Origin of the sequence: Kosakonia sp. YIM B13571 (assembly GCF_042788095.1) — a bacterium.
In the GTDB taxonomy this organism is placed as follows: domain Bacteria; phylum Pseudomonadota; class Gammaproteobacteria; order Enterobacterales; family Enterobacteriaceae; genus Kosakonia; species Kosakonia quasisacchari.
The window spans coordinates 460,026-478,871 of sequence record NZ_JBHZPL010000003.1; the positions used below are offsets into that span (position 1 = coordinate 460,026).

The window sequence follows — 18,846 nt, forward strand, 5'->3', positions numbered from 1 at the left end:
CTGCCGCCTGTAAAATCCCTGGCCTGATTTCCATGCCAGAACACTCAAAGTGTAGTGGGGAATTACCGAAGCGACGATAAATAGGCGAAAGATCACTCAACTGCAGCAAAGGTTAAAAAAAACGCCGTTCGGCTGAACGGCGTTGATAAGCAAGAATTAATCACACTGTACTTTAATGGCAAGCCCGCCACGCGATGTTTCGCGGTATTTGGCGTTCATATCTTTGCCGGTCTCATACATGGTTTCGATAACTTTATCGAGCGAGACGCGCGGCGCGCTGGTACGGCGCATAGCCATTCGCGTAGCGTTAATCGCTTTCACCGAAGCGATAGCGTTACGCTCAATGCACGGCACTTGTACTTGCCCTGCGACCGGGTCGCAGGTCAGACCGAGGTTATGTTCCATGCCAATTTCCGCCGCCACGCAGACCTGCTCCGGACTGGCACCCAGCAGCTCCGCAAGACCCGCTGCTGCCATAGAACAGGCAACGCCCACTTCGCCCTGGCAACCCACTTCGGCACCGGAAATGGAAGCGTTCATTTTATACAATGCGCCGATGGCGCCAGCGGCGAGGAAATAGCGGATATAAATATCCGGGCTGACGGATTCGATAAAGTGGTCGTAATAGGCCAGTACAGCCGGAACGATGCCGCAGGCACCGTTAGTTGGCGCGGTTACCACGCGGCCACCGGCGGCGTTTTCTTCGTTAACCGCCAGCGCAAACATATTCACCCAGTCGATAACGTTCATCGGATCGCTGGAGAGCTTATCACTGGAAACCAACATACGACGCAGTGCGGAAGCCCGGCGCGGAACGCGCAGGGGCCCCGGCAGCACGCCTTCTGTATTCATACCGCGATCGATACAGGCGCGCATGGTTGACCAGACATTACCGAAGTACTCTTCAATCTCTTTTTTCGAGTGCAATGCCAGTTCGTTCTGCATCACCATGCCAGAAAGCGATAAACCGCTTTCTTTGCAATACTCCAGCATCTGGGTAGCAGAATTGAACGGATAAGGGACATTGACCACGCTGGTGGTCTCTTTACCAAAATGTTCTTCATCGACGATAAAACCCCCGCCGATGGAATAATAGGTTTTGCTGTAAATGACGCTTTCGTCATTCAGCGCAGTGATGCGCATTCCGTTCTCATGCAGCGACAAGTTATCGCTGTGAAAACGCATCCCGTCATCCTGCGGGAAATCGACTTCATGACGCCCCTGCGCCAGCAGCAGACGACCGCGATTTTCTACATCACGGATAAAACCCGGGATTGCATCGATATCGACCGTGGCCGGTTCATTGCCCGCCAGCCCCATAATGATGGCAATATCGGTATGGTGACCTTTCCCGGTAAGGGAGAGCGAGCCGTATACATCAACCACCACGCGGGTGACGTTCTCCAGCAATCCTTTTTCGACCAGGTCATCGACGAACTGCTTACCGGCCTTCATCGGGCCTACAGTGTGGGAAGATGAGGGACCAATCCCCACCTTAAACATGTCGAATAGACTAATCACATTAACGCTCCTGACAGGGTTACCGGCGTTTCCAGTAACGATGTAATAACTGCGCATAGTGTAAGAGGGAAGGCCATAAACAGCTTAACTATTCACATGAATTAAACTAATGGCTAACCTTGATTTTACTAATAGCGCGTACGCTGTCACAAAAGTGCGATGTGTAAAGTATAGTCAAGGTCTCCGCCCAATTTGCAGCGCCAGCGAGCGAATTATTCCTGCCGTCATGCCCCAGACAAAATAATGCTGATACCAGGATAACCACACCCGATGCGCATTGCCGTGGCGGTGGATATCCAGCGGATGATAGCGACCAAGACGCAGTGCTTCGGCCAGCGGCATTTCAAACACCGCAGCCACTTCATCCTCACTGGCGTGATAGTGCAAATCCGGCGGGATAATGCCCACCACCGGTGTAACCTGAAAACCCGTCACACTGTCAACCGGCGGCAAAACACCAATGACTTCAACAACCTCAGGCGGAATGGCGACTTCTTCCTGCGCCTCGCGCAGCGCCGCAGCGATGAGCGACGCATCCGTGCTGTCAACTGCGCCCCCAGGGAACGCCACCTGACCGGCGTGCTTGCGAAGCAGAGGCGAGCGTTGCGTCAGTAATAGGCCGGGCTGTTCACGGCGTACCACCGGCACCAGTACCGCCGCCTGACGTGTGTTCGCCACCGCCGGGTTGAGTTGCGGGCGTAAAAGCTGAAAGCGCGATAAAAAATCATCCAGAGTTAAAGCCGGTTGCTCCACGAATCATCTCTCCAGTTGCCGCAGGATACGGTTAACTTTATCAAAAGTTTCCTGATACTCCGCCTCTTCCTGGCTGTCGGCTACAATGCCGCCGCCTGCGGAACAATAAATTTTCCCCGCACAGGCGCTGAGCGTGCGAATGGTGATGCTGGTATCCATGTTCCCGCAGAAACTGAGATAACCAATAGAGCCGCACCAGGCGTTGCGCCGCTGCGGTTCAAGCTCATCGATAATCTCCATCGCGCGCACTTTCGGTGCGCCGGTGATCGAGCCGCCTGGAAACGCAGCGCGCAGCAGATCGCTGGCGTGACGCCCGGCGGGCAATTTTGCCGTTACGGTGCTGACCAAATGGTGAACGGCAGGAAAAGGTTCGACCACGAACAGTTCCGGCACGCGCACCGAACCGGGTATCGCCACTCGACCAATATCGTTACGCATCAAATCAACAATCATCAGGTTTTCGGCCTGGTCTTTCGGTGAGGCAGCGAGTTTCTGCGCTTGCTGCGCATCTGCCTGCGGGTCGGCAAGTCTTGGCAACGTGCCTTTAATCGGGCGAGTTTCGATATTGTCACGTTCAAGGCGAATAAAACGCTCCGGCGACAGGCTTAGGATCGCGCCGTGTTCAAGGCGTAAAAAAGCGCTGAATGGCGCACGGTTTTCGCGATTGAGTTGGGTAAACGCCAACCACTCATCCCCACAATAGTCGGCAGCAAAACGTTGAGCCAGGTTGACCTGGTAGCAGTCGCCGCTGTGTAACCACGCCTGAATCTGACGGAATTTTTCGCCATATTCCCCACGCGTCATATTGGCCTGCCAGGCGGATGTCAGCCGAAACGGTTGGCGCTGCGGTTCGCTTTGCGCCTGTAGCCACGCCAGCCTGGCGTTAACGTCGCGATGGCTGAGCAATGTCACGCGTTGCAACCGGTGGTCGACAATCAGCGCCCAGTCATAAATTCCGACCGCCATATCCGCGAGGGCAATGTCCTGTTCGGCAATCGTGGGGAGTTTTTCGAAACGGCGGCCTAAATCGTAGCCAAATAGCCCCAGCGCACCGCCCTGAAATGGCAGATCTGCATGAGGTTCGCAACGAAACGGGTAAGCATCCAGACATTGTTGCAACAGTTGTAGCGGATCTTCTTGAGATATTTCGCTATCATTAAGGGTCGTTGCCTCACCGTGCGTCGTCAGTGTCTCCAGGGGATCGGCCACCAGAATATCGAAACGATTATGTGGATGTTCTGCATGGCCAGAATGCAACAGCATGGCCCAGGGCTGGTGGCTGAGTGGGGCAAAGTAATGTTCAGCGGCGTCCAGGCGCCACGGCAGTGAAATAACGGCGGGGGATAACGTCTTCATGGATCCTGACTCGTGTGCGTCTGCGCTGGTGAAGCGCGCCGACGCATGGAATAATTAGCGCCAACAATTTAGCAGGAGTTGACAATGTTTGCAGGTTTACCTTCCCTTAGTCACGAGCAGCAACAAAAAGCGGTAGAGCGTATTCAGGAGTTGATGTCCGGCGGCATGAGCAGCGGGCAGGCGATCACGCAGGTTGCTAATGAGTTACGCGCCAACCATACCGGCGAACGGATCGTGGCGCGCTTCGAAGACGAGGATGACGAGTAATTACACCGCGGCGATGATTTTGATTTCCACTTTATAACGCGGGTTCATCAGTTTTGCCTGCACGGTGCAGCGCACCGGCGCATGCCCCGCAACAACCCAGGCATCCCACGCTTTATTCATGGCGGCAAAATCGTCGCCATCGGCCAGAAAAATTGTGGCATCAAGAATGCGCGTTTTATCGCTACCTTGCTTGAGCAGAACCGCATCAATTTGCGCCAGCGTATTGGCAGTCTGTTCAAATGCATCGGCATCGAGGTTTTCCGGCACGCCAGTGTAGTAGAGCGTCTGGTTGTGGATAACCGCATCAGACCAGCGAGCCGCCGCATCAATACGCACAATTGTCATTATCTGTTCCTTCTTATCTGCCATGAATTTGCGGGCAAGAGTGCCATAAAAAGCTGGCTGGCGTAAATCCGCTCGTCCTGACATAATCACTGGCGATTTAACCAGGGGGTAGTGTGACGGACGATTTTGCAACAGACGGCCAATTAGCCAAAGCCATTGCGGGATTCAAACCGCGTGAACCGCAGCGCCAGATGGCGCAAGCCGTCACACATGCGATTGAGAATACGCAGCCGCTGGTGGTGGAAGCGGGCACCGGTACCGGTAAAACTTACGCCTACCTCGCTCCTGCACTGCGCGCCGGGAAAAAAGTGATTATCTCCACCGGTTCGAAAGCCTTGCAGGATCAGCTTTACAGCCGCGATTTACCTACTGTCGCCAAAGCGCTTGAGTTCACCGGACGCACGGCGCTGCTGAAAGGGCGGTCCAACTACCTCTGTATTGAACGTCTGGAACAGCAAGCGCTGGCAGGCGGCGACCTGCCTGTTCAAACCCTCAGCGACGTTATATTGCTGCGCTCCTGGTCGAATCAAACTACCGATGGTGACATCAGTACCTGCGTCAGTGTGGCGGAGGATTCGCAGGCGTGGCCGCTAGTCACCAGCACCAACGATAACTGTCTGGGCAGCGACTGCCCGATGTACAAAGACTGTTTTGTGGTGAAGGCGCGCAAAAAAGCGATGGATGCCGACGTAGTGGTGGTAAACCATCACCTGTTTCTTGCCGATATGGTGGTGAAAGAGAGCGGCTTCGGTGAGCTGATCCCGGAAGCCGAAGTGATGATCTTTGACGAAGCGCACCAGCTTCCCGACATCGCCAGCCAGTATTTTGGTCAGTCACTTTCCAGCCGCCAGCTTCTTGATCTCGCAAAAGATTTCACCATTGCCTATCGCACTGAACTAAAAGATACCGCGCAGTTACAGAAGTGCGCCGACCGACTGGCGCAAAGCACGCAAGATTTTCGTTTGCAGTTAGGTGAACCGGGTTATCGCGGCAACCTGCGCGAGTTACTGGCGGATGCGCATATTCAACGTGCGCTATTGCTGCTCGATGATGCACTGGAACTCTGTTACGACGTGGCGAAGTTGTCGCTGGGCCGCTCCGCACTGCTGGATGCCGCGTTTGAACGCGCAACGACATACCGTGCGAGGCTGAAACGACTCAAAGAGATCAACCAGCCAGGCTTTAGCTACTGGTATGAATGCACGTCGCGCAACTTCACGCTGGCGTTAACGCCACTGACCGTAGCGGATAAGTTTACCGAGGTGATGGCGCAGAAAAAGGGCAGTTGGATTTTCACCTCTGCAACGCTTTCGGTGAATGACGATCTGCACCATTTTACCGCGCGGCTTGGCATTGAAGGGGCGCAATCTCTGTTGCTGCCAAGCCCCTTTGATTATGAACGCCAGGCCTTGCTGTGCGTGCCACGCAATCTTCCGCAGACCAATCAGCCAGGCGCTGCGCGCCAGCTGGTGGCGATGCTTAGACCAATGATCGAAGCCAACAATGGTCGCTGTTTTATGCTGTGTACTTCGCACGCCATGATGCGTGATCTTGCCGAGCAATTTCGCGCCACCATGAGCTTGCCTGTATTACTGCAAGGCGAAACCAGCAAAGGTCAGCTGTTGCAGCAATTTGTGAATGCCGGTAACGCCTTACTGGTGGCAACCAGCAGCTTCTGGGAAGGGGTGGACGTGCGTGGCGATACGTTATCGCTGGTGATTATTGATAAGCTGCCGTTTACATCCCCGGAAGATCCTTTGTTAAAAGCGCGGATGGAAGATTGCCGTCTGCGCGGAGGCGATCCGTTTGATGAAGTTCAATTGCCGGATGCGGTTATTACCCTGAAACAAGGCGTCGGGCGCTTGATTCGTGATATTGACGATCGTGGCGTGCTGGTCATTTGCGATAACCGTCTGGTGATGCGCCCGTATGGCGCGGTGTTTCTCGCCAGCCTGCCGCCTGCACCACGAACCCGGGATATTCGCCGAGCGGTTGAATTCCTTGCCTCTCCCCCGGCGCAGTAATTTACTGCGGACTGTGGTAAGATGCGCGCCATTTTGTTTTTCATGGACTGCTATACCCATGCGCATTCTGGCTATTGATACTGCCACAGAAGCTTGTTCTGTCGCCTTATGGAACGATGGAATAACCTTCACTCACTTCGAACTTTGCCCACGTGAACACACACAACGCATCCTGCCGCTGGTCAGGGATGTGCTTGGTGATGCTGAACTTAAACTGACGCAGCTGGACGCACTGGCCTTTGGTCGTGGCCCGGGGAGCTTTACCGGCGTGCGCATCGGCATTGGCATTGCGCAGGGGCTGGCGCTCGGCGCTGAACTGCCGATGATTGGCGTTTCAACGCTGGCGACAATGGCGCAGGGCGCGTGGCGTAAAACGGGCGCGACCCGTGTGTTGGCGGCAATTGATGCGCGGATGGGCGAAGTCTACTGGGCAGAATATCAGCGCGATGAAAATGGCGTCTGGCACGGCGAAGAGACGGAAACGGTGTTAAAACCGGAAGCCGTAACTGAACGTTTGCAGCAGTTAAATGGCGAATGGGCGATGGTCGGTACTGGCTGGCCCGCATGGCCCGATATGAGCAACAACAGTACGGCTACACTGCGCGATGGTGAGATCTTATTGCCCGCCGCAGAAGATATGCTGCCCATTGCTCGTCAACTGTTGGCTGCACAGAAAACCGTCGCCGTTGAACACGCCGAACCGGTTTATTTACGTAACGAAGTGGCGTGGAAGAAACTTCCTGGCCGGGAATGAATCTCAGTAGTATCCACTGGGGTAAGGAGTCGCATCATGGCGGGTCAAAAGAATGTTGTGCGCGGATTGCTGGCTGGGCTGGCAATCGCGGTATTAAGTGGTTGTGTTTCTGTGCCTGACGCGATTAAAGGAACCAGTCCCACGCCGCAGGATGATTTAGTGCGGGTGATGAGTGCGCCGTCGCTGTATGTCGGCCAGGAAGCCCGCTTCGGCGGTAAAGTGGTTGATATCCAAAATCAGCAGGGGAAAACCCGGCTTGAAATCGCCGCCGTCCCGCTCGACAGCGGCGCGCGTCCGGTGCTGGGCGAGCCATCCGTAGGGCGCATCTTTGCAGACGTGAATGGTTTTCTCGATCCAGTCGACTTCCGCAATCAACTAGTGACCGTGGTTGGCCCGATAACCGGTACGGCCGACGGCAAAATTGGCAACGCACCGTATAAATTTATGGTCATGCAGGCAAATGGCTACAAACGCTGGCGATTAACCCAGCAGGTGATGTTGCCGCCGCAGCCCATCGACCCGTGGTATTGGGGACCGGGACCGCACCCACGCGCGTGGCATGGCGGGTACGGTGGATGGGGCTGGTTCCCCCCCGAGCCTGCGCGAGTCGAGACGGTCGTAACAGAGTAATTTCTTGTTTTATCAAGAAAACGAAACAGCGGCTAAGCCGCTGTTTTTTATATTGGGCTATGTATAAGAAAAATAATTAGTGACGCGCTTCGCAACCTTCAATCCGCTTAATTAATAAACTGGTACGCTGAGTTAATATTATGTTAACGGCTTGTTTATTAACTGGGGTTGTGATGACCAAGAATACTCATTTTAGAGGTGATGCATTGAAGAAGGTTTGGCTAAACCGGTATCCCGCCGATGTTCCGGCGGAGATCAATCCTGACCGTTATCAATCCCTGGTTGAATTATTTGAACACTCCACGGCGCGTTACGCCGACCAGCCTGCGTTTATCAACATGGGCGAGGTAATGACGTTTCGTAAACTTGAAGAGCGCAGTCGGGCGTTTGCGGCTTACTTACAGCAGGGGCTGGGGCTGCAAAAAGGCGATCGCGTTGCGTTGATGATGCCGAACCTGCTGCAATACCCGGTGGCGCTGTTTGGTATCTTGCGCGCCGGGATGATCGTGGTGAACGTCAACCCGCTTTATACCCCGCGTGAACTGGAGCACCAGCTTAATGACAGCGGTGCTGCCGCGATTGTTATTGTGTCGAATTTCGCCCATACGCTGGAAAAGATCGTTGATAAAACCCAAGTGCGGCATGTCATTTTGACGCGCATGGGCGACCAGCTTTCCCCGGCAAAAGGGACGCTGGTGAACTTCGTTGTGAAATATGTGAAACGGCTGGTACCGAAGTATCATCTGCCGGACGCGATTTCCTTTCGCCGGGCGCTGCAGACCGGTTACCGCTTGCAGTACATCAAACCCGAAGTGGTTGCCGAAGATCTCGCCTTCCTGCAATACACCGGCGGCACAACCGGCGTGGCGAAAGGGGCCATGCTGACGCACCGCAATATGCTGGCAAACCTTGAACAGGTGAACGCGACCTACGGGCCGCTACTGCATCGCGGAAAAGAGCTGGTGGTGACAGCGCTGCCGCTGTACCACATTTTCGCGCTGACCATGAACTGTCTGCTGTTTATTGAGCTCGGCGGCCAAAATCTGTTGATTACCAACCCGCGCGATATTCCTGGGCTGGTGAAGGAGCTTGGTAAATATCCGTTTACGGCCATGACCGGCGTGAACACGCTGTTCAACGCCTTGCTGAATAATGAAGATTTCCGCAAGCTGGACTTCTCCTCGCTGCACCTTTCTGCCGGTGGCGGGATGCCTGTTCAGCAAGCCGTTGCCGATCGGTGGGTGAAATTAACCGGTCAGTATCTGCTGGAAGGTTACGGTCTGACCGAATGTGCGCCGTTGGTGAGCGTGAATCCGCATGATATTGATTACCACAGCGGTAGCATCGGTCTGCCGGTTCCCTCGACGGAAGCCAAGCTGGTTGATGACGACAACAATGAAGTATCGCCGGGCGAACCGGGAGAGTTGTGCGTGAAAGGCCCACAGGTAATGCTGGGATACTGGCAGCGCCCGGACGCCACGGATGAGATCCTGCGCGATGGCTGGCTGCATACTGGCGATATTGCGGTGATGGATGGGGAAGGCTTTCTGCGCATCGTCGATCGCAAAAAAGACATGATTCTGGTTTCCGGCTTTAATGTCTATCCGAATGAAATTGAGGATGTGGTGATGCAACATGCCGGCGTGCACGAAGTGGCGGCAGTGGGTGTACCGTCAGAAAACAGCGGCGAAGCGGTGAAGATTTTCGTGGTGAAAAAAGATGCCTCGCTGAGTGAGGAGGCGCTGATCGCTTTCTGTCGTCGTCAACTGACCGGATATAAAGTGCCGAAGCTGGTTGAATTTCGCAATGAACTGCCAAAATCGAATGTCGGCAAGATTTTAAGACGAGAATTGCGTGACGAAGCGCGTGGCAAAGTGGACAATAACGCCTGAGCTATGCGTGAGTCCCCCTAACGCCGGTTAAGCCGGCGTTTTTTATGGGCGCAACTAAAGAGAAGATGACGTGAATTACCAGATGATAACGACGAACGATGCGCTGGCAGCGTTATGTGAAGCAGCCCGCGCATTTCCAGCGATTGCCCTGGATACCGAATTTGTCCGCACCCGCACCTATTATCCGCAACTGGGGTTGATCCAGCTGTATGACGGTGAACATGTGGCGCTGATTGATCCGCTGACCATCACCGACTGGACGCCGTTTCGCGATTTGCTCATCAACACCGCCGTGACCAAATATTTGCATGCGGGAAGTGAAGATCTGGAAGTGTTCCTCAATGCGTTTGGCGTACAGCCACAGCCGATGATTGACACACAGATCCTCGCCGCGTTCTGTGGTCGTCCGCTGTCGTGGGGCTTTGCTGCGATGGTGGAAGAGTTTACAGGGCTGGTGATTGATAAGAGCGAATCCCGCACTGACTGGCTGGCGCGTCCCCTGACCGAACGCCAGTGCGATTACGCCGCCGCTGATGTGTGGTATCTGCTGCCGATCGCCGGAAAATTACTGGCTGAAACCGATCAGGCTGGAAGGCTGGATGCCGCGCTGGATGAATGCCGCTTAATGATGCAACGCCGCCAGGAAGTGTTAGCGCCGGAAGAGGCGTGGCGCGAAATTACCAACGCATGGCAATTGCGTACACGCCAGCTTGCCTGCCTGCGTTTGCTTGCCGACTGGCGGCTGCGCAAAGCGCGTGAGCGCGATTTAGCCGTCAACTTTGTGGTGCGTGAAGAGAATCTGTGGGCAGTGGCGCGTTATATGCCTGGCAGTATGGGCGAGCTGGATAGTATTGGTCTTTCCGGTAGCGAAATCCGCTTCCATGGCAAAACGCTGCTGGCGCTGGTTGCGCAGGCGCAGGCATTGCCGGAAGAGGCGCTGCCAGAACCGCTGCTTAACCTGATGGATATGCCAGGTTATCGTAAAGCCTTCAAAGCTATCAAAACACTGGTGCAGACCATCAGCGAAAGTCAGAACATTAGCGCTGAGCTGTTGGCATCACGTCGGCAGATTAATCAATTACTCAACTGGCACTGGAAATTGAAACCACAAAATTCGTCACCGGAATTAATTAGCGGCTGGCGCGGGGAATTGATGGCCGATCAGCTGAAAATATTACTTGCGGAATATCCGCGTTAAATACTGTAAATAAATACAGCTTATTTGCGGAAATAAAAAAGGCAGAAAATATTCTGCCTTTTTTTATCCCTGCATGGGAGGGAATCTATTTTGTCTCTTCGGTTTCCGGTAGGGTGACGTTGAGTTCCAGAATGGAAATATCATCCCCTTTTTGCTCCAGTTGCACCGACACCATTTCCGGATCGATTTGCACATATTTGCAGATCACTTCCAGAATGTCCCGCTTCAGTTGCGGTAAATAATGCGGTTCAGCATCGCTGCGGCGGCGTTCTGCGACAATAATTTGCAGACGCTCTTTCGCAATGCTAGCGGTGTTCTTTTTTCTGGAGAGAAAAAAGTCGAGTAATGCCATAACTTATCCTCCGAACAGGCGTTTGAGGAAACCTTTCTTCTCTTCTTCAATGAAGCGGAAAGGACGATCTTCTCCCAGCAGACGTTCCACGGCATCGGCATAAGCTTTGCCGGCGTCAGCATCGGTATCCAAAATAACGGGTTCACCCTGGTTTGACGCACGTAATACCGACTGATCTTCCGGGATCACGCCAATCAGTTTGATACGCAGGATTTCCAGCACATCTTCCATACTGAGCATGTCACCACGGTTTACGCGGCCCGGGTTATAACGGGTGAGCAGCAGATGCTCTTTAATCGGCTCGTCGCCATTTTCCGCGCGGCGGGATTTCGACGCCAGAATACCGAGAATTCGATCAGAGTCACGCACGGAAGAGACTTCCGGGTTGGTGGTAATAATCGCTTCATCAGCGAAGTAGAGCGCCATCAATGCGCCAGTCTCAATGCCTGCCGGGGAGTCGCAGACGATAAAATCAAAGTCCATTTTCTTCAGGTCTTCCAGCACTTTATCGACGCCTTCACGAGTAAGCGCGTCTTTATCGCGTGTTTGCGATGCCGGGAGAATGAAGAGGTTCTCAGTGCGTTTATCTTTGATTAACGCTTGGTTGAGTGTGGCATCGCCCTGAATAACGTTAACGAAATCATAAACTACACGGCGCTCGCAGCCCATAATAAGGTCGAGGTTACGCAGGCCGATATCGAAATCGATAACAACGGTCTTTTTGCCCTTCTGGGCTAAACCAGTAGCGATGGCCGCGCTGGAGGTGGTCTTGCCAACGCCCCCTTTACCCGAAGTAACAACAATAATGCGTGCCATAGGAGTTCCTTGTTAAAAGGGCTTAATTTAAGGGTTGAATTGTCAAAGCGTCGTTGGCCAACTGCAAACGCGCCGCTTTGCCATAAAATTCGGCCGGGATTTGATCGCTCAGCCAGTATTCCCCCGCAATGGAGACCAGCTCCGGCGTGAGATGAGAACAGAATATTTGAGCGTCTTTATCGCCACTGGCGCCTGCCAGCGCACGACCGCGCATCATGCCATAGACATGAATATTGCCATCGGCGATTAGCTCCGCGCCCGCGCTAACGTGGCTGGTCACAATCAAATCACAGTTTGGTGCATAAATGCGCTGGCCGGAACGCACCGGCGCGTCAATTAAGCGTGTTTTTGTGACCGGTGCTGCAACCGGCGTCGGTTCCGGTGCGCGCTCTTTACGCGGTGCTTTCTCTTTCCCTTCCGTCAGCAGGGGAAGACCCGCGCGTTCAACTTCAGCCTTCAGTTCTGGATCTTTGCAACCGCTGATGCCAACCACATGTAAATCTGTTGTGGTGATAGCCTGCAACAGCGCGGGCCAGTTAACCGCGCCTTCCAACGCAGAAACATTGACAACGATAGGAGCGTGCAGCAAAAAAGCGGGAGCCTGAGCGATTTTGTCTTCTAACGCCTGACGAATAACCTCGGGTTTTGCATCATGCAAGTGAACCACTGATAAGGTAAAACTACTGCCTTTTAGCTCGATGGGCGTATTTGACATCCTGACCTTACTCATTTTGCTATTATCACCCGCATATTGAGTGATATTCCGAAGACTATCAGGCATGTTATAGTCACTATTATTTTCAGGCAAGTAACCTCCCGATAATTCCGAGTAAAAGTATGTTTTGTGTGATCTATCGAAGTGCCCGACGCGATCAGACTTATCTGTACGTCGAAAAAAGAGACGATTTTTCCCGTGTGCCGGAAGCATTAATGCAAAGTTTCGGTCAGCCGCAGTTGGCAATGATTCTGCCGCTTGATGGTCGTAAGAAATTAGTCGGTGCAGATTTAGAAAAAGTAAAAGAGGCGTTAATTTCGCAGGGCTATTATTTGCAACTGCCTCCGCCGCAAGAGAATTTATTGAAGCAGCATCTCGCCGACCAGGGTAAAGAATAATCCTGCGGCAATAACGGCGGATCTCTCCGCCGTTTCTTATTTATACCTGTTGTATCGCCGTAACATATTGGCATTTGACAAACCGCCGGGTGGCGCGGATAGTCATTTTTCGCTCATGTTCAATGTGTTACCGGAGGTCGAACACCATGTATCAACATCATAACTGGCAGGGCGCTCTGCTGGATTTCCCGGTGAGTAAAGTGGTTTGCGTTGGCAGCAACTATGCGAAACATATTAAGGAGATGGGGAGCGCTACCCCAGAAGAGCCGGTACTGTTTATCAAACCCGAAACTGCGCTGTGCGATATTCGTCAGCCGCTGGCTCTACCGCAGGATTTTGGTTCGGTCCACCATGAAGTTGAACTGGCGGTGCTGATTGGCGCAACGCTGCGCCAGGCGACGGAAGATCATGTGAAAAAAGCGATTGCCGGTTATGGTGTCGCACTCGATCTGACGTTGCGCGATCTGCAAAGCAAAATGAAAAAAGCCGGACAGCCATGGGAAAAAGCGAAAGGGTTCGATAATTCCTGCCCGATCTCAGGGTTTATCCCGGCGGCGGAATTCCAAAGCGATCCGCAAAACACCACGCTTGGGCTAAAAATCAACGGTGAAGTGCGCCAGCAGGGCACCACTGCAGATATGATCCATAAAATTATTCCGCTGATTGCCTATATAAGCCGCTTCTTCACCTTAAAAGCCGGCGATGTCATTCTAACCGGCACGCCAGAAGGGGTAGGGCCATTGAACAGTGGCGATGAGCTGGAAGTCAGTTTTGACGGGCTTGCGTTAACGACCCGCGTGCTTTAAAGCAGTTTGCCGCCTTTATTGGCGGCAAAACTTGCATCCGCATGCCAGACTGGTTATAAGGTGCACCCTGGATTTCAACGGCGGATTTCATCATGAGCGACACTCCTTTCTGGCAAAGCAAAACCCTCGACCAAATGACGGACGCGGAGTGGGAGTCGCTGTGTGACGGCTGCGGGCAGTGCTGCCTGCATAAACTGATGGATGAAGACACTGACGAAATCTATTTCACCAATGTCGCCTGTCGCCAGCTAAACATAAAAACCTGCCAGTGCCGCAACTATGAACGCCGCTTCGAATATGAGCCGGACTGCATCAAGCTGACCCGCGAAAATCTCCCCACTTTCGAATGGCTGCCGCCAAGCTGTGCTTATCGCTTGCTGGCGGAAGGAAAGGCATTGCCGCTGTGGCATCCGCTGCGCACAGGCTCAAAAGCCGCCATGCATGCTGAACGTATTTCGGTACGCCACATTGCGGTGAAAGAGTCAGAAGTTCGCGACTGGCAGGAGCATATCCTTAACAAACCAGAGTGGGCAGATTGAAGCGTTGATATGAAAGGAAATTTTGACTACTGATTTTGTGCCTGGGGCATCTGTGGGGCAAATCCTCCAAAGTTAGCATTGAGAATATCCATTTGATTGCTGTTATTGTCGGTCATCCATTTTCCGTAAACGTTGTAAACCATCTGCGCTGATGTATGCCCCATTTGCGCGGCAATGAAGTTTGGATTTGCACCGGCGCTTAATGCCCAGCAAGCGTATGTGTGTCGTGACTCGTACGCCCGGCGATGCCGGATGCCAGATCGCCTGAGAAGTTCGTTCCATGTCGCGCCAAATGATCCAGGCGCATACCACTCGCCACCTTTCCCGTTCCTTGCTGTCAGCCTTGGAACAAAAACAAATGTGCAGACATCGGTTCTCGTCCTGCCAAACTCCCTCAAATGCACATCTATATGATGCTGTTTTCCCATTCTCGTATATGCCATCTGGCTTTTCAGCGCCTGCATGGCTGCTTCTGTAAGAATAATCTCCCTGTTGCCGCATTCCGTTTTCGGCGGTGTGAAGTGCCCCTTGATGGCTATGTTACGACTGACAGTGATAGTCCCTTTCTTCATGTCAATATCTTCCCATGCCAGCGCGCATATCTCCCCATGACGCAACCCGGTGTTTACCGCCAGTATCCACAAATTCATTATCTGCTCTGAAGGGCATGCGTCGAGAAGGCGGTGATATTCATCGCGGGTAAGGGGATCAGGCTCTGCTTTGCTCTTTCTTAGCGGATCAATTCCGTCGAAAGGGTTTCGCTCGATGTAGCCGTTCTGCTTTGCGAACTTAAACATCCCGCCAAGGCAATTAAGATAAACATTCACCGTGCGTACCGTCCTGCCTTTCTTTGCCGATCTGTTTTTCTGATATTTTCCACATATCTGAAAACCGGTAAGCAATTCCCTTCTCACCTGCAGGATAGCTTCATTGCTTATGCCCGTTATCATCTGTTCCGGGCCGAGGATTTCCACACAAATTTTTATGTATGAAACATAACGCCTGAATGAGTTAAGGGTGATCTCCATCCTTTTTAGCTCAAGCCACCTTTCCGCCAGTTCGCCAACTGTGACGCCAGGGCGAAGATACCCGAAGCGTCCAAGGTTTGGTGACTGCGGAAACTGTTCGGCATAATTGAATGCCCCAGTCTTGATTGCGTAGCAGATCGACGTGCGTAACTCGCCGGCCATTTTTCTGTTCTTTGGTGTATCGGGAGCGCCGAGGTTTTCCCTCACTCGCTTTCCCTGGTAAATAAACCACAGTCGTAGCTTGCCCCCGTGGTTTTCTACCCCGGTTGGATATTTTGACATGCTTCTTCCTCTGTTATGAAAGAGGGGCTATTTAAGCAGATTTTTGACGTGGGATCGCTGGGCGCTGACGTTCGACCCAGTTATCGACTTCATGACGGTTGTAGAGGATAGGGGAGTTGTCCTTGGGCTGGCAGTCACCGGAGTAATGCCGGTACTCCCGCCCTTCCATCCAGGACTTCTCGCGCGCGGACTTTATGGCGTTTTTGGTAAGGCCAGTAATCGCCATCAGCACTTCTTCCGATACCCATTTATTGGGTACCAGTTGGATCACTTCACTCATGGTTTACTCCAGGCAAAAAGAAGCCGCCCGCAGGCGGCAAGACATCAAAGGATGATAAACAGGTCTTATCGGTGCTCAGCACCCAACAGGCGACTCAGTGAATCGCCTGTAAGCTGCGTCATATTTCAAAAGCTAATTGCGGTGTGAATCTGTCTCGGTCAGCGTCATAGTTAAGCGCGCTGGCGCTGTTCATTGATTCGATACGCTCAACCAGTACGGCTGCGCGGGTTTCTTTACTGGCCGGGGCATATGCTGATTTCTGCCAGGCCTTATCGATGCCGATATTTCTCGCAACGTTGGTACTGTCTGCCGACGATAACGGGATATGCCGGAAAATATCCGCGTTCAGCATGCGCAGCCCGTGCAATTTGCAAACCGGATAGCCGCGGCTGTCGACAACATGCCGGATAAGGTCACGCAGTCTGGCAACACATCGGCGCGGGCGCTTCGCGTCATATTCCCCCATGCTTCCGATGCAGACGCGGGGGAAGGCGTGGCACAACTGAATAAACCGCTCATCAGGTTCGTTCATGTGCCACACTGGCGCGCCAGCAAATTTACCGTGCGGCCATTCGCCTATCAGCGCGTCGTTTTCTTCACTGCTGCCGCCGATAACGTCCGGTATAACCGCAAACGCAAAACGCGGGTGATTCATCCACTCGGCGACAAACGCGTAATACTGCTGCCAGTCGACAACGCGTTTTTTTGTCCAGAAACTGAATGCGCCATTATCCAGGGCGAATGACTGGCACACCTCGCTTACCAGTGCCAACTGGCCGGGGTTTGCAAAACTGATAAAGGCATGGCGAGCTTTCCAGACTTTCAGCGCACAGGTATCAGGAGTGATAGGCCCACCATGAAAGTGAATCATCTACATCCCCTTTTGTTTACGGATAAGCTCCAAATCAGCCTGACAACTGGCGCACATCTGACAACCCGGAACGGCAGCACGCCGTGGCGCCGGGATATCCTCGCCGCATTCGCTACAGTACTTAGCCGACACAGCACTGTGGTCTATGCGCATCCGCTGAATTGCCTGGCTGATGTTCTGCTCTACAAGCTCGTTGGCCTGATCGATGATTTCTGCTGCCATCATGCACCGCCTTCTATGCGTCGAAATTCGATAACCCAAACCCATGGATTCACCTTGAATGATTGCTCAGGGTAAATTCCATCCCACAAATCGCGGAACCACAGCCACGGATCGCTATCGCCGCCATCTGCTGCGCGTTCTGCTGGGTAACCTTCTGCGCGTGCTGACTCATTGCTGATGCTAGCGAGCCGCTCCACGCGCACGCCGGTAATCTCCAGCGTGATGCGCGATGCCCAGCGCGGCATGTGGATTGATGGTCGCCATCGGCAATGAAGTACATCATCAGCATCGTAAAATTCCGGTGCAGGAACCCCGTCAGCCTTGTAAACACAGAACTCCGGCTTTTCAAAAGGAGTTGAGTAATTGCAATAACTATCCATCATGTCCCAATCGAATAGCGGACCTTGGAACGTCTCGCGAACCCAAATGCGATCCCTTTTGTTACCGAAAGGGCAAGGTGCCATGAGGCTTAATTCTTCGGCGCATGCTTCTTCTGTTTCGCCAAATACGCCATATCCATAACGCCTGTCCCTTTGCGCTTCAGCCATCCAGTTATAACGTGGATCATCCGAGTTATCGGGGCTATGTTTGGGAAGTTGCCACTCTGGAACCAGTCTTCGCGTCTGCGTCTTGCGTCCGTCGAGAATGGCGCGCACCATCTCAGCGTTAAACATCATCGGGCGCTCTTTCATTGGGCCTCTCCCGCATTTGCTTTTACGTTAGCAATAGGCCAAGAAGCATATTCACCAGGCGGAAGTTCGTCGGTTACGTCTCGCTCCGCCCATTCGCGGAATTTTTCTATGTCGATGCGAGGATAATGACTGCCATTTTTGACCGCTGGCCCGTCGTACTGAAGCTGATAAGGCCCGACCCAAATAACTGTTCTGTCGTTTACCAGTGGTGTAAACCCATTAGCCGCAGCACGTGGCTTTTTAGCCCGGTAAGTACGTCCGGCTTTAATTTCCAATTCGCTCATGATTCAACTCCATACCGGCCTTGCATCCGGCCTATGCTGCTAACGAAAGCCACAAGGCTGATGCCCATCGGCTCAATTTTTTTGTGGTGCTTTTTGAGGATCGGCGGCACCGCGTCATTCCATTGCGGCTTTGGCCTGGCTTTCATTACCTGGCGGATTTCGTCCACGCATTTACGTCCCTGCGCGCGGATGGCGTTATCTTTCTCTGCTGGTGTCATGCTGCCTCCCGGCGGGCGATGAGTTTCGCCCCGAAAGTCATTAACTCGTCCCGATCCACAGTTGCGAAGTGGCAGTGCGTACGCGGGTACGGATGCCAGATGATGAGCATTGAGCCCTTGGGGTTGCCAGAGACTGGCTTACCTTTTGAGTCGATGAATGCCAGCCGCCCGGCGGTGATGAAACGAAGCTCGCTAGCGGTTTGAATAGCCTCTTTAAACCAGCCGACAGACGTATCAGACGGAACTAGCATTACGCAGCCTATGCAGCCGTAACGGTTCTGGTCTGCCGCCTTGAGAACGAAAGGCGTTATGTCGCTGTATGGTGGATTAAGCCACACATAACCCTGCGCATAGCCCATTGCCTCAGCCCACGAAGTGGTGAGTGCGTTCTCTTCCTCTGAAATGAACAGGCGGCAAAGGCGGTTTTGCTCGGTGGCTGCCGCATCTAACTGAAAGATAAATTCAGCATTCAGCGCTGCGAAGATTTCCGGCGGCGTTCTCCAGCTATCGCGATGCTCTGGTGGGGTATTGCTTCCTCCGTAGTCGCTCATGAGTCACGCTCCGGGTCGAATTCATGCCAGTTGTTTCGCTCGTAGTTGGCCT

At 53.2% G+C, this 18,846-nt stretch carries 24 protein-coding genes; 9 read left to right on the top strand and 15 right to left on the bottom strand.

Features of this window, described 5'->3' with window-relative positions:
* Nucleotides 1-156: 156 nt before the first annotated feature.
* From sdaA to pabB, 3 genes are all read right to left on the bottom strand, one after another.
* Entirely contained in the window at nucleotides 157-1,521 is a 1,365-nt protein-coding gene (gene sdaA / locus ACFX4O_RS10655; RefSeq protein ID WP_380208605.1) for an L-serine ammonia-lyase, read from the bottom strand.
* Nucleotides 1,522-1,695: 174 nt separating this feature from the next.
* On the bottom strand, nucleotides 1,696-2,274 hold the full coding sequence (locus ACFX4O_RS10660; protein WP_380208607.1) for a CoA pyrophosphatase: 579 nt from the start codon (nucleotides 2,272-2,274) through the stop codon (nucleotides 1,696-1,698).
* A 3-nt stretch (nucleotides 2,275-2,277) separates the two neighbouring features.
* The gene (gene pabB / locus ACFX4O_RS10665) at nucleotides 2,278-3,630 is read right to left on the bottom strand and encodes an aminodeoxychorismate synthase component 1 (protein ID WP_380208608.1); all 1,353 of its coding nucleotides are present in this window, start codon (nucleotides 3,628-3,630) and stop codon (nucleotides 2,278-2,280) included.
* Between the two features lie 84 nt (nucleotides 3,631-3,714).
* Here pabB and ACFX4O_RS10670 point away from each other — a divergent pair, with 84 nt between their 5' ends.
* Nucleotides 3,715-3,897 (top strand): YoaH family protein, encoded by a 183-nt coding sequence (locus tag ACFX4O_RS10670; RefSeq protein WP_131409649.1) that lies wholly within the window; start codon nucleotides 3,715-3,717, stop codon nucleotides 3,895-3,897.
* On the opposite strand, the gene ACFX4O_RS10675 is transcribed toward ACFX4O_RS10670, so the two are convergent.
* Nucleotides 3,898-4,242: a RidA family protein gene (locus ACFX4O_RS10675; protein WP_131409651.1), complete on the bottom strand. Its 345-nt coding sequence runs from the start codon at nucleotides 4,240-4,242 to the stop codon at nucleotides 3,898-3,900. It lies immediately after the preceding gene.
* A gap of 113 nt (nucleotides 4,243-4,355) precedes the next feature.
* Here ACFX4O_RS10675 and ACFX4O_RS10680 point away from each other — a divergent pair, with 113 nt between their 5' ends.
* The 5 genes from ACFX4O_RS10680 (at nucleotide 4,356) to rnd (ending at nucleotide 10,740) form a co-directional block, all read left to right on the top strand.
* Nucleotides 4,356-6,266: an ATP-dependent DNA helicase gene (locus ACFX4O_RS10680; RefSeq protein WP_380208611.1), complete on the top strand. Its 1,911-nt coding sequence runs from the start codon at nucleotides 4,356-4,358 to the stop codon at nucleotides 6,264-6,266.
* A gap of 58 nt (nucleotides 6,267-6,324) precedes the next feature.
* On the top strand, nucleotides 6,325-7,020 hold the full coding sequence (gene tsaB, locus ACFX4O_RS10685; protein ID WP_380208613.1) for a tRNA (adenosine(37)-N6)-threonylcarbamoyltransferase complex dimerization subunit type 1 TsaB: 696 nt from the start codon (nucleotides 6,325-6,327) through the stop codon (nucleotides 7,018-7,020).
* A gap of 36 nt (nucleotides 7,021-7,056) precedes the next feature.
* Nucleotides 7,057-7,650, top strand: a complete 594-nt coding sequence (locus ACFX4O_RS10690; protein ID WP_380208615.1) for a Slp/YeaY family lipoprotein — start codon at nucleotides 7,057-7,059, stop codon at nucleotides 7,648-7,650.
* Nucleotides 7,651-7,856: 206 nt separating this feature from the next.
* Complete coding sequence (gene fadD / locus ACFX4O_RS10695) at nucleotides 7,857-9,542, top strand: long-chain-fatty-acid--CoA ligase FadD (protein ID WP_380208860.1); 1,686 nt, start codon at nucleotides 7,857-7,859, stop codon at nucleotides 9,540-9,542.
* A gap of 70 nt (nucleotides 9,543-9,612) precedes the next feature.
* Complete coding sequence (gene rnd, locus ACFX4O_RS10700; protein ID WP_380208617.1) at nucleotides 9,613-10,740, top strand: ribonuclease D; 1,128 nt, start codon at nucleotides 9,613-9,615, stop codon at nucleotides 10,738-10,740.
* 85 nt (nucleotides 10,741-10,825) lie between these two features.
* On the opposite strand, the gene minE is transcribed toward rnd, so the two are convergent.
* From minE to minC, 3 genes are read right to left on the bottom strand one after another with little or no spacing between them, the layout of a single operon-like run.
* Nucleotides 10,826-11,092: a cell division topological specificity factor MinE gene (gene minE / locus ACFX4O_RS10705; protein ID WP_017456990.1), complete on the bottom strand. Its 267-nt coding sequence runs from the start codon at nucleotides 11,090-11,092 to the stop codon at nucleotides 10,826-10,828.
* 3 nt (nucleotides 11,093-11,095) lie between these two features.
* Nucleotides 11,096-11,908, bottom strand: coding sequence for a septum site-determining protein MinD (gene minD, locus ACFX4O_RS10710; protein ID WP_131409661.1), 813 nt, complete (start codon nucleotides 11,906-11,908; stop codon nucleotides 11,096-11,098).
* Nucleotides 11,909-11,930: 22 nt separating this feature from the next.
* On the bottom strand, nucleotides 11,931-12,623 hold the full coding sequence (gene minC / locus ACFX4O_RS10715; RefSeq protein ID WP_017456992.1) for a septum site-determining protein MinC: 693 nt from the start codon (nucleotides 12,621-12,623) through the stop codon (nucleotides 11,931-11,933).
* A 122-nt stretch (nucleotides 12,624-12,745) separates the two neighbouring features.
* Here minC and ACFX4O_RS10720 point away from each other — a divergent pair, with 122 nt between their 5' ends.
* The 3 genes from ACFX4O_RS10720 (at nucleotide 12,746) to ACFX4O_RS10730 (ending at nucleotide 14,366) form a co-directional block, all read left to right on the top strand.
* Complete coding sequence (locus ACFX4O_RS10720) at nucleotides 12,746-13,021, top strand: YcgL domain-containing protein (RefSeq protein ID WP_086874110.1); 276 nt, start codon at nucleotides 12,746-12,748, stop codon at nucleotides 13,019-13,021.
* A 146-nt stretch (nucleotides 13,022-13,167) separates the two neighbouring features.
* Nucleotides 13,168-13,827, top strand: a complete 660-nt coding sequence (locus ACFX4O_RS10725) for a fumarylacetoacetate hydrolase family protein (RefSeq protein ID WP_380208620.1) — start codon at nucleotides 13,168-13,170, stop codon at nucleotides 13,825-13,827.
* 92 nt (nucleotides 13,828-13,919) lie between these two features.
* Nucleotides 13,920-14,366 carry a YcgN family cysteine cluster protein gene (locus ACFX4O_RS10730; RefSeq protein WP_017456995.1) on the top strand — a complete coding sequence of 149 codons (447 nt, stop codon included), beginning with the start codon at nucleotides 13,920-13,922 and terminating at the stop codon, nucleotides 14,364-14,366.
* Between the two features lie 26 nt (nucleotides 14,367-14,392).
* Here the strand turns inward: ACFX4O_RS10730 and ACFX4O_RS10735 are convergent, their stop codons facing one another.
* From ACFX4O_RS10735 to ACFX4O_RS10770, 8 genes are all read right to left on the bottom strand, one after another.
* Nucleotides 14,393-15,676, bottom strand: coding sequence for an Arm DNA-binding domain-containing protein (locus ACFX4O_RS10735; RefSeq protein ID WP_380208622.1), 1,284 nt, complete (start codon nucleotides 15,674-15,676; stop codon nucleotides 14,393-14,395).
* 31 nt (nucleotides 15,677-15,707) lie between these two features.
* Complete coding sequence (locus ACFX4O_RS10740) at nucleotides 15,708-15,956, bottom strand: excisionase family protein (protein WP_002462823.1); 249 nt, start codon at nucleotides 15,954-15,956, stop codon at nucleotides 15,708-15,710.
* Between the two features lie 118 nt (nucleotides 15,957-16,074).
* The gene (locus tag ACFX4O_RS10745) at nucleotides 16,075-16,827 is read right to left on the bottom strand and encodes a hypothetical protein (RefSeq protein ID WP_380208624.1); all 753 of its coding nucleotides are present in this window, start codon (nucleotides 16,825-16,827) and stop codon (nucleotides 16,075-16,077) included.
* Nucleotides 16,828-17,049, bottom strand: coding sequence for a TraR/DksA family transcriptional regulator (locus ACFX4O_RS10750; protein WP_380208862.1), 222 nt, complete (start codon nucleotides 17,047-17,049; stop codon nucleotides 16,828-16,830).
* On the bottom strand, nucleotides 17,049-17,741 hold the full coding sequence (locus ACFX4O_RS10755) for a hypothetical protein (protein WP_380208626.1): 693 nt from the start codon (nucleotides 17,739-17,741) through the stop codon (nucleotides 17,049-17,051). The genes ACFX4O_RS10750 and ACFX4O_RS10755 overlap by 1 nt, the downstream gene beginning before the upstream one ends.
* Entirely contained in the window at nucleotides 17,738-18,025 is a 288-nt protein-coding gene (locus tag ACFX4O_RS10760) for a hypothetical protein (protein ID WP_380208628.1), read from the bottom strand. The genes ACFX4O_RS10755 and ACFX4O_RS10760 overlap by 4 nt, the downstream gene beginning before the upstream one ends.
* Nucleotides 18,022-18,243 (bottom strand): hypothetical protein, encoded by a 222-nt coding sequence (locus ACFX4O_RS10765; protein WP_380208630.1) that lies wholly within the window; start codon nucleotides 18,241-18,243, stop codon nucleotides 18,022-18,024. The genes ACFX4O_RS10760 and ACFX4O_RS10765 overlap by 4 nt, the downstream gene beginning before the upstream one ends.
* Entirely contained in the window at nucleotides 18,240-18,794 is a 555-nt protein-coding gene (locus ACFX4O_RS10770) for a phage N-6-adenine-methyltransferase (protein WP_380208632.1), read from the bottom strand. Before ACFX4O_RS10770 ends, ACFX4O_RS10765 begins: the two co-directional genes overlap by 4 nt.
* Nucleotides 18,795-18,846 lie beyond the last annotated feature (52 nt).